This window comes from Lacisediminihabitans profunda (assembly GCF_008040105.1).
GTDB classification, from domain to species: Bacteria; Actinomycetota; Actinomycetes; order Actinomycetales; family Microbacteriaceae; genus Lacisediminihabitans; species Lacisediminihabitans profunda.
Window position 1 is genome coordinate 74,322 of the sequence record NZ_VRMG01000016.1, and the last position, 6,462, is coordinate 80,783.

The window sequence follows — 6,462 nt, forward strand, 5'->3', positions numbered from 1 at the left end:
TCAAGCAACCTTGTAATCTGTGAGGATGAGTGATTCCAGCGCACCGAACCGTCTCACGGGAGATGACCTCACGACGTGGGCGGCCCTTGCGACGCTACTGGAGTGGTTGCCGCCCGCCCTCGATGCCCCTCTGGTTCGCGGTTTCAATCTCACGCACTTCGAGTACGGCATCCTGTTCGCGCTGGCTGACACACCGGACCACGCGCTGGGGATGACCGTTCTGGCTGGTTATGCCAACAGCTCGCTATCGCGGCTGTCTCGAGCAGTATCGCGGCTTGAGGGTCGGGGTTGGGTACAGCGCACTCGAAACCCCTTCGATGGGCGGTCGGCTCTGACCACCCTGACCGAGTCCGGGCTGGAAGTGCTCGAAAAGGCCAATCCCGTGCAAGCTCAGACCGTCTCAAAATTGGTCCTCGAGCCTCTCACGACTGCTCAACGGGGTCAGCTGCGCGAGATCAGCCTGCGGATTCAGCGAGCCATCCGGGATCATTCGGGGTGGCAGCCGTCACGACCCGACACCTACTAGAGAGTTCTGTTTTCAACACGTCCTTCAGGTGATGCCCCGGAGGTGATCTTCACCGATGATTCTGTGTCGAAACTGGTTGGGGCTGATGCGTTGCACATGCGCACCCACGAATTCGAAGGCGTGAGCGGGCTCCGATCGGCCCTGAACAATGCAGGGAGCCCAATGACCATCCGATAGCAGAACCTATCCGGCCTACCGCGCTGCCCGCCCGCCCGCCGGATAGGTCGCCGTCGAGACGGTGCTGATCGCCATGTCGTCGAGATTCGGCAGTTCGTGGGAGAGCCGGTGTCCGGCCTCGCGGGCGACCAGTTCCGCCGCGGAGAGCGTCGTGTCGGCGACCACGATCGTCGCCGCGCCCTGAAGGCGGTGCCCGACCCACCGGAGTCTCAGGTCAGTCACGGAGAGCACTCCCGGCGTGTGCTTGAGGGCGTGCTCCGCTCGGTCCACGAGTCCGGGCTCGATGCCGTCCATAAGGCGGCAGCCGATGCTGCGCACGGTGCCCCAGAGAAGCACGATGATCGCCGCCGAAATCAGCAGGCCGACGATGGGGTCGGCGAGCGGAAATCCCAGAATGACACCGAGCGCGCCGACGACGACGGCGAGAGAGGTGAATCCGTCGATGCGCGCGTGCACGCCGTCCGCGACCAGCGCCGCCGACCCGATCTGCTGTCCGACACGGATGCGGTAGATCGCGACCGCTTCGTTGCCGGCGAAGCCGATGAGACCGGCCGCGAGTACCCACCACAGGTTGTGCAGCGGATGCGGGTGCACGAGCCGGTCGATGGACTGCCAGGCCGCCACCACCGCCGACAGCGCGACGACGCCGACGATGAACAGTCCGGCGAGGTCTTCGGCGCGCCCGAAGCCGTACGTGTACTTGCGCGTCGCGGCGCGTCGGCCGAGGACGAAGGCGATCCACAGGGGAACCGCGGTGAGGGCATCCGCGAAGTTATGGATGGTGTCGGCCAGCAGGGCGACCGATCCGCTGAGGAGCACCACGATGAATTGCAGCAGGGTCGTGCCGAGGAGAATGAAGAGGCTGATCTTCACCGCGCGGACTCCTTCCTTGCTCGCCTCCAGCGCGTCGTCTATCGAGTCGGCGGCATCGTGGCTGTGGGGCACGAACAGCCCGTAGAAGATCCCTCTGATGCCGGTCGGATGTGCATGGGCGCCTTCGCCGTGGGAGTGGCCGTGCTCGTGATCGTGCTCGTGATGCGCGCTCATGCGGGGGCTTCGTTCTGTGGGTGATGGTGACGGGGAATGCCGCCGAGTGAGTGCTCGGCCTGGAAGATCGCGTCCGTGACCAGGCTGCTAGCGTGCTCATTTTCGAGCCGGTAGAAGACGCGTTGGCCCTCGTGTCTAGTCGAGACGATGTGGGCGAGCCGCAATTTGGCCAGGTGCTGGGAGACAGCCGCGGGCGACTTGTCTACAATCCCGGCCAGGTGATTGACCGAGAGTTCGCCGTCTCGCAGAGCGATGATGAGCCTGACCCGGGTGGCATCGGCAAGCATTGAGAACACTTCGACCGCGAGTTCGACGAATTGGCTGTCCGACTCCCGTCCGCATATCTGCCTATCTGCGTCCATACGCAGATTATCGCACGTGCGCCCGGTGCGGTCTGCCGCACGACGTGCCTCCGTAGCGGGCGGGTCGCGATCGAGCGATTCGAGTGGCGTCAGGCCCCGACAGGGGCGGGGTGGGTGGCTTCGGAACTAGCCGTATTCAACCGGTCGAAGCAACACTGGCTTCCTGTGACGAGCGTAGCTGGTCAGCGAAGGCTTCGGCTGGTGTGCGCCAGCCCAGGATTCCGCGTGGCCGGTTGTTGATCGTGTCGGCGATGGCTTGGATTTCGGATGTGCTCCAGCGGGACAGGTCGGTGCCCTTGGGGAAGTACTGCCGAAGCAGCCCGTTGAGGTGCTCGTTGCTGCCACGCTGCCAGGGGCTCTTCGCGTCGGCGAAGTAGACCGGCAACCCGATCTCCTTCGTCAGGAGCGCATGCGCTGACATTTCCTTGCCCCGATCCCAGGTCAGTGAGCGGCGCAGACCCGACGGCAGCTCCTCGAAGGTGGCGACGAGCGCGTTCTTCATCGTGACTGCTCCGTAGCCCGCTAACGCTGGCCCGTTCTTCGTAGGCTTGACCAGCCCGTAGCCGGCCTGCCTGGGCAGGTGGACCAGCATCGCGAAACGGGTCGTGCGGTCGATCAGAGTCGCGATCGCCGACCGGTTGAGACCGATGATGAGGTCTCCCTCCCAATGGCCCGCGACGTTTCGGTCCTCGGCTTCGGAAGGCCGTTTCTTCAGGGTCGTGGCGTCGGTAACGTGAGCCCACGCCTGCTGGCGTGTCCTTGCCCTGGGCATACGTTTCGTGTGTCCCCGGCGCAGATGCCAGGACTGCTCCCGGCTCAGACCACCTCGGGCCGGAACGTAGAGGGCTTGGTAGATCGCTTCGTGCGAGATCCGCATCGATGGATCGTCCGGAAACTCGACGGGTAGCCGTTTTGCGATCTGCTGTGGACTCCACGCCGTCACCCACTCACGGTCTTCCCGGTGCGGTTTGTTCTTTCCGTCCCAGCTTGGGCCAGCCGGCCCGAGGCGTTCCCCTCCGCCCGATCTGACGTGTCCGCTGAGCTTGTCGTTGACGTATTCGCGGAGGCGCTCGTTTGCGATCAGCTTCGCAGTCTTGGGGCGGCGAGCACGTCGTTCGGCGTGCCACTGCGCGGTCGAGGCCTTGTAGTCCAACCGGTACGTTCTCGTCGACGCGTTCCGGCGCAGCTCCCTGGAGATCGTCGATGGGTTTCGGCCCAGTCGGCGGGCAATCTCTCGCACCCCGCAGCCTTGCGCCCGCCACAACGCGATCTCCTCGCGGTTACTGGAGGAGAGGTACCGCCCGGACAGTGTCGGGGCCAATCGGGGATTCACCCCGCCAGCGTGCAGGAACCAGCGATGCGCAACGGGCTCTGACACGCCCGCCGCGACACCCGCGTCCCGGGTCTTCGCACCTGCCGCGATCGCCGCCCAGAACCGCACCCGATCCTCGCGCCACGCCACCGACGGCCGACCCGGCGAAGGGATCTGACCCCGATACGCCCGCACCTGACTCTGCCGATCTCGAACCCGCATCCAACACCTCCATAATCAGGTGTTGCTTCGACCGGTTGAATACGGCCTAATTTTCTCTCTCTCAATCGGGCGAGGCAAGGAAGATGCAACTCACACCCGACGAGCTCAAGACGGGGCTCAATGGCTGACCAAAACCCGAGAACCGCTACCGGGAAGATTGAACGCCCTCGCTCGAGGCACTCCGCCGGGCCCCGCCGCGAGTCGACCCCCGTCAAAACTGGTCGTCGCTCGCCTGGAGGTGATTCTGCAGGTCACACGACACCGGTTGTTCCGAGAAGAATCCCGATGGCAAAGGTCGCGAGCAGGGCGAGAGTGCCGCCCACAACGACTCGCAGGGTCGGCCGCAGAACCGGGCTCCCGCCCAACCGAGCGCCAGCAACGCCGAGAAGGACCAGCGCAATGATCACTGCGGCAAAGGTGATGGGTATCCGGATGTTTTCCGGTGGCAGGAGAATCGCGAGGAGCGGCACCAGGGCACCGATGGTGAAGGCCACCGCCGAGACCCACGCTGCGTGCCAGGCGCTGACAACTTCTTCTTCGGAGATATTCAGTTCGGTGGCCAGATGCGCTTTCAGAGCATCGCGTTCGGTGAGCTCGGTGGCCACGAGGCGCGCCGTTGGCCCGGAGAGTCCTTGCTGCTCGCACAAGCCCGCCAGTTCGGCAAGCTCACGTTCGGGATCTTCGCGAAGTTCCCTCTTCTCCTTTTCGATCAGCGCCTTCTGGCTGTCGCTTTGGCTGCTCACCGAGACGTATTCGCCGAGCGCCATCGAAATGGCGCCGCCGACCAGCCCGGCTGCGCCCGCGGTAAGAATCGCCGAGGTCTGGTGGCTCGCGCCCGCAACACCGACGACCATCGCAGCAACCGAGACGATTCCGTCGTTCGCCCCCAGCACTCCGGCCCGCAGCCAGTTGAGTCGCCCGGAAACGCTTCCGGTGTGGGCCTCGTTGGGATGACGGACCCAACCTCGGGAGTAAGAATTTGTCATGGCTGTGGGGCTCCTTGCGGGGTCGATCTGTGTGCGTTTAAGTATTTCGCGCGCGCCCGGCAGCGCCGAGGTCCAAGGTCCCGCAGGCGGGCCCCTCCGTCACCGCCGGCGAGCCGCACTTTTCGACGTGGGAGGGCGCTTGTCGACGAAGGCGTCCAGGGCCTCACCCCGCACGAGTTGCGGCACACCGCCGCGAGCCTGGCGATCAGCGCCGGTGCCAACGTCAAAGCCGTGCAACGGATGCTCGGACACGCGTCCGCAGCGGTCACCCTCGACGTCTATTCAGACCTGTTCGACAGTGACCTGGATGCCGTTTCACTCGCCCTCGACCACGCCATCGTCGAATCAACTGTTGCCAAAACGTTGCCACTGGACGGATCTGCGGAAGAAGGAGAAAAACGAACTGGCTTCTGACCAGCGTTTTTGTGAGGTTTGTCGCTTGCCTCGCTAGTTTGGACAAGTTGCCAAGTCTGGACCCCCGCGATTCCGGGGTTGTCGGCATTGGAGGGGTGATGCGTTTTGACAACCGAGTCTGGACAAACGCGTTCAGACTGTACATTCGCTGGCCGAGGTCGACTCGCGCATTGCCACACGCTCGGGAGTGTTCACGATCGGGACCCGGCCCGGCGTTCGCAAGGTCGACGCCGCGGGACCAGCTGAGCAAGGAATAGGCGAATACGAGCGAGCTCGGTTGGCGGCTGGCGGCTCACTAACCCACGCTTACGGTGCCGAATTCGGGGCGCGCCCAAGGCACACCGTCGGCCTCGCCGTCAAGGTCCATCTTTGGGAAGCTTCGAATCAGGGTGGGGTCGGCGCGAGAGTAGCCGGCCTCGTCCTCGCCGGCTTCCTAGTTTCCCGCATCTGCCTGGCTGGGCGGATTCGGCGTTCTCAAACTAACTCCGTAGCCGGGGAGTGAGTCGAGCCGCGGGATGGACGAACCTTCCAGGCGCTAAGCGCGCCTAGGAGTGGGTGTAGACGTTGAAGGATGTGGGGGTGCATGTGTAGGTGGAATTTCCCACGACATGGGTGCCGTCACCAAGTCGAGCGCATTCCTGACCGGCCTGGATCAGCGGCGGTGCGATGAGTGCGATGATTCCGCCGCAAAACAGGATCCCTGCGATCGAGATGATCGGTGCGCTGGATCGCGATCTCGGAGCTTCGCGATGGTGCACGCCCGCTGTTTCCGTCTGGAGCGGCAGACTACCTCGCGCAATAAGGTACGCCGCAGCGGGACCGCCAGCGAGACAGGCTTCTGCTGAGCAATCAGCGGTGACTCTGCAGGGAGCCTTCCGCCGATCGATGCTAAAGGTTTGATCCACCCCGTTGAGTGATCGACCAAGCGACGACCTGCTCCGCGAACTCGTCGACGTCGTCCACGTCGCTGAGCCCGTAGTCAGATGAAAGAACCTCGCGCAGTTGACCTGCAAGCAATGTCGGATCGGGGCTATTCCGAAGGGCGGTCAAGATCGGCGACACCAAATCGTCGTACTCGTCGGCTGAAGGGTTCGGATCGTCGCCCTCGTAGACACCGATCGGGTCCCAGTCGTGGAGCATCTGGGCCAATTGCAGAGCCTGCGCGCTGAACCTTCGTCGATCCGAGTTCCCGGCATTGGCGATTTGCATGACGCAAGCATGGGGCGGGCAAGGCTAGCGCGCAATCCGCCGGACCATTCGAGGGAGGGACCGGAAACGCGAAAAGTCAGACAGCAGTTGGGAATCGTGTGATTCGGCCTGGGTTTAGTTCCATCTTTTGATCACGGATGGAACTGATGGCTAGATATACGACTGAGATGCGTGAGCGGGCTCTGAGGATGCTCGGTGAGGCGCGGG

The 6,462-nt window shown here is 63.9% G+C and carries 6 protein-coding genes and 1 pseudogene; 2 read left to right on the forward strand and 5 right to left on the reverse strand.

Features of this window, described 5'->3' with window-relative positions; translation table 11 throughout:
• Nucleotides 1-25: 25 nt before the first annotated feature.
• The gene (locus FVP33_RS18590; protein ID WP_147785191.1) at nucleotides 26-526 is read left to right on the forward strand and encodes a MarR family winged helix-turn-helix transcriptional regulator; all 501 of its coding nucleotides are present in this window, start codon (nucleotides 26-28) and stop codon (nucleotides 524-526) included.
• 192 nt (nucleotides 527-718) lie between these two features.
• Here the strand turns inward: FVP33_RS18590 and FVP33_RS18595 are convergent, their stop codons facing one another.
• From FVP33_RS18595 to FVP33_RS18610, 4 genes are all read right to left on the reverse strand, one after another.
• A complete protein-coding gene (locus FVP33_RS18595) occupies nucleotides 719-1,750 on the reverse strand; it encodes a cation diffusion facilitator family transporter (protein WP_147785192.1) in 1,032 nt (343 codons plus the stop codon).
• Entirely contained in the window at nucleotides 1,747-2,112 is a 366-nt protein-coding gene (locus FVP33_RS18600) for an ArsR/SmtB family transcription factor (RefSeq protein ID WP_147785193.1), read from the reverse strand. The genes FVP33_RS18595 and FVP33_RS18600 overlap by 4 nt, the downstream gene beginning before the upstream one ends.
• A gap of 136 nt (nucleotides 2,113-2,248) precedes the next feature.
• Nucleotides 2,249-3,646, reverse strand: coding sequence for an IS30 family transposase (locus tag FVP33_RS18605; protein ID WP_187270810.1), 1,398 nt, complete (start codon nucleotides 3,644-3,646; stop codon nucleotides 2,249-2,251).
• A 251-nt stretch (nucleotides 3,647-3,897) separates the two neighbouring features.
• On the reverse strand, nucleotides 3,898-4,632 hold the full coding sequence (locus FVP33_RS18610) for a VIT1/CCC1 transporter family protein (RefSeq protein ID WP_147785194.1): 735 nt from the start codon (nucleotides 4,630-4,632) through the stop codon (nucleotides 3,898-3,900).
• A 159-nt stretch (nucleotides 4,633-4,791) separates the two neighbouring features.
• On the opposite strand from FVP33_RS18610, the pseudogene FVP33_RS18615 reads away from it, so the two are divergent.
• A pseudogene (locus FVP33_RS18615) lies at nucleotides 4,792-5,046 on the forward strand (tyrosine-type recombinase/integrase); the annotation flags it as partial.
• An 888-nt stretch (nucleotides 5,047-5,934) separates the two neighbouring features.
• Here FVP33_RS18615 and FVP33_RS18620 read toward each other — a convergent pair.
• Nucleotides 5,935-6,255, reverse strand: a complete 321-nt coding sequence (locus FVP33_RS18620) for a hypothetical protein (protein ID WP_147785195.1) — start codon at nucleotides 6,253-6,255, stop codon at nucleotides 5,935-5,937.
• Between the last annotated feature and the right edge of the window lie 207 nt (nucleotides 6,256-6,462).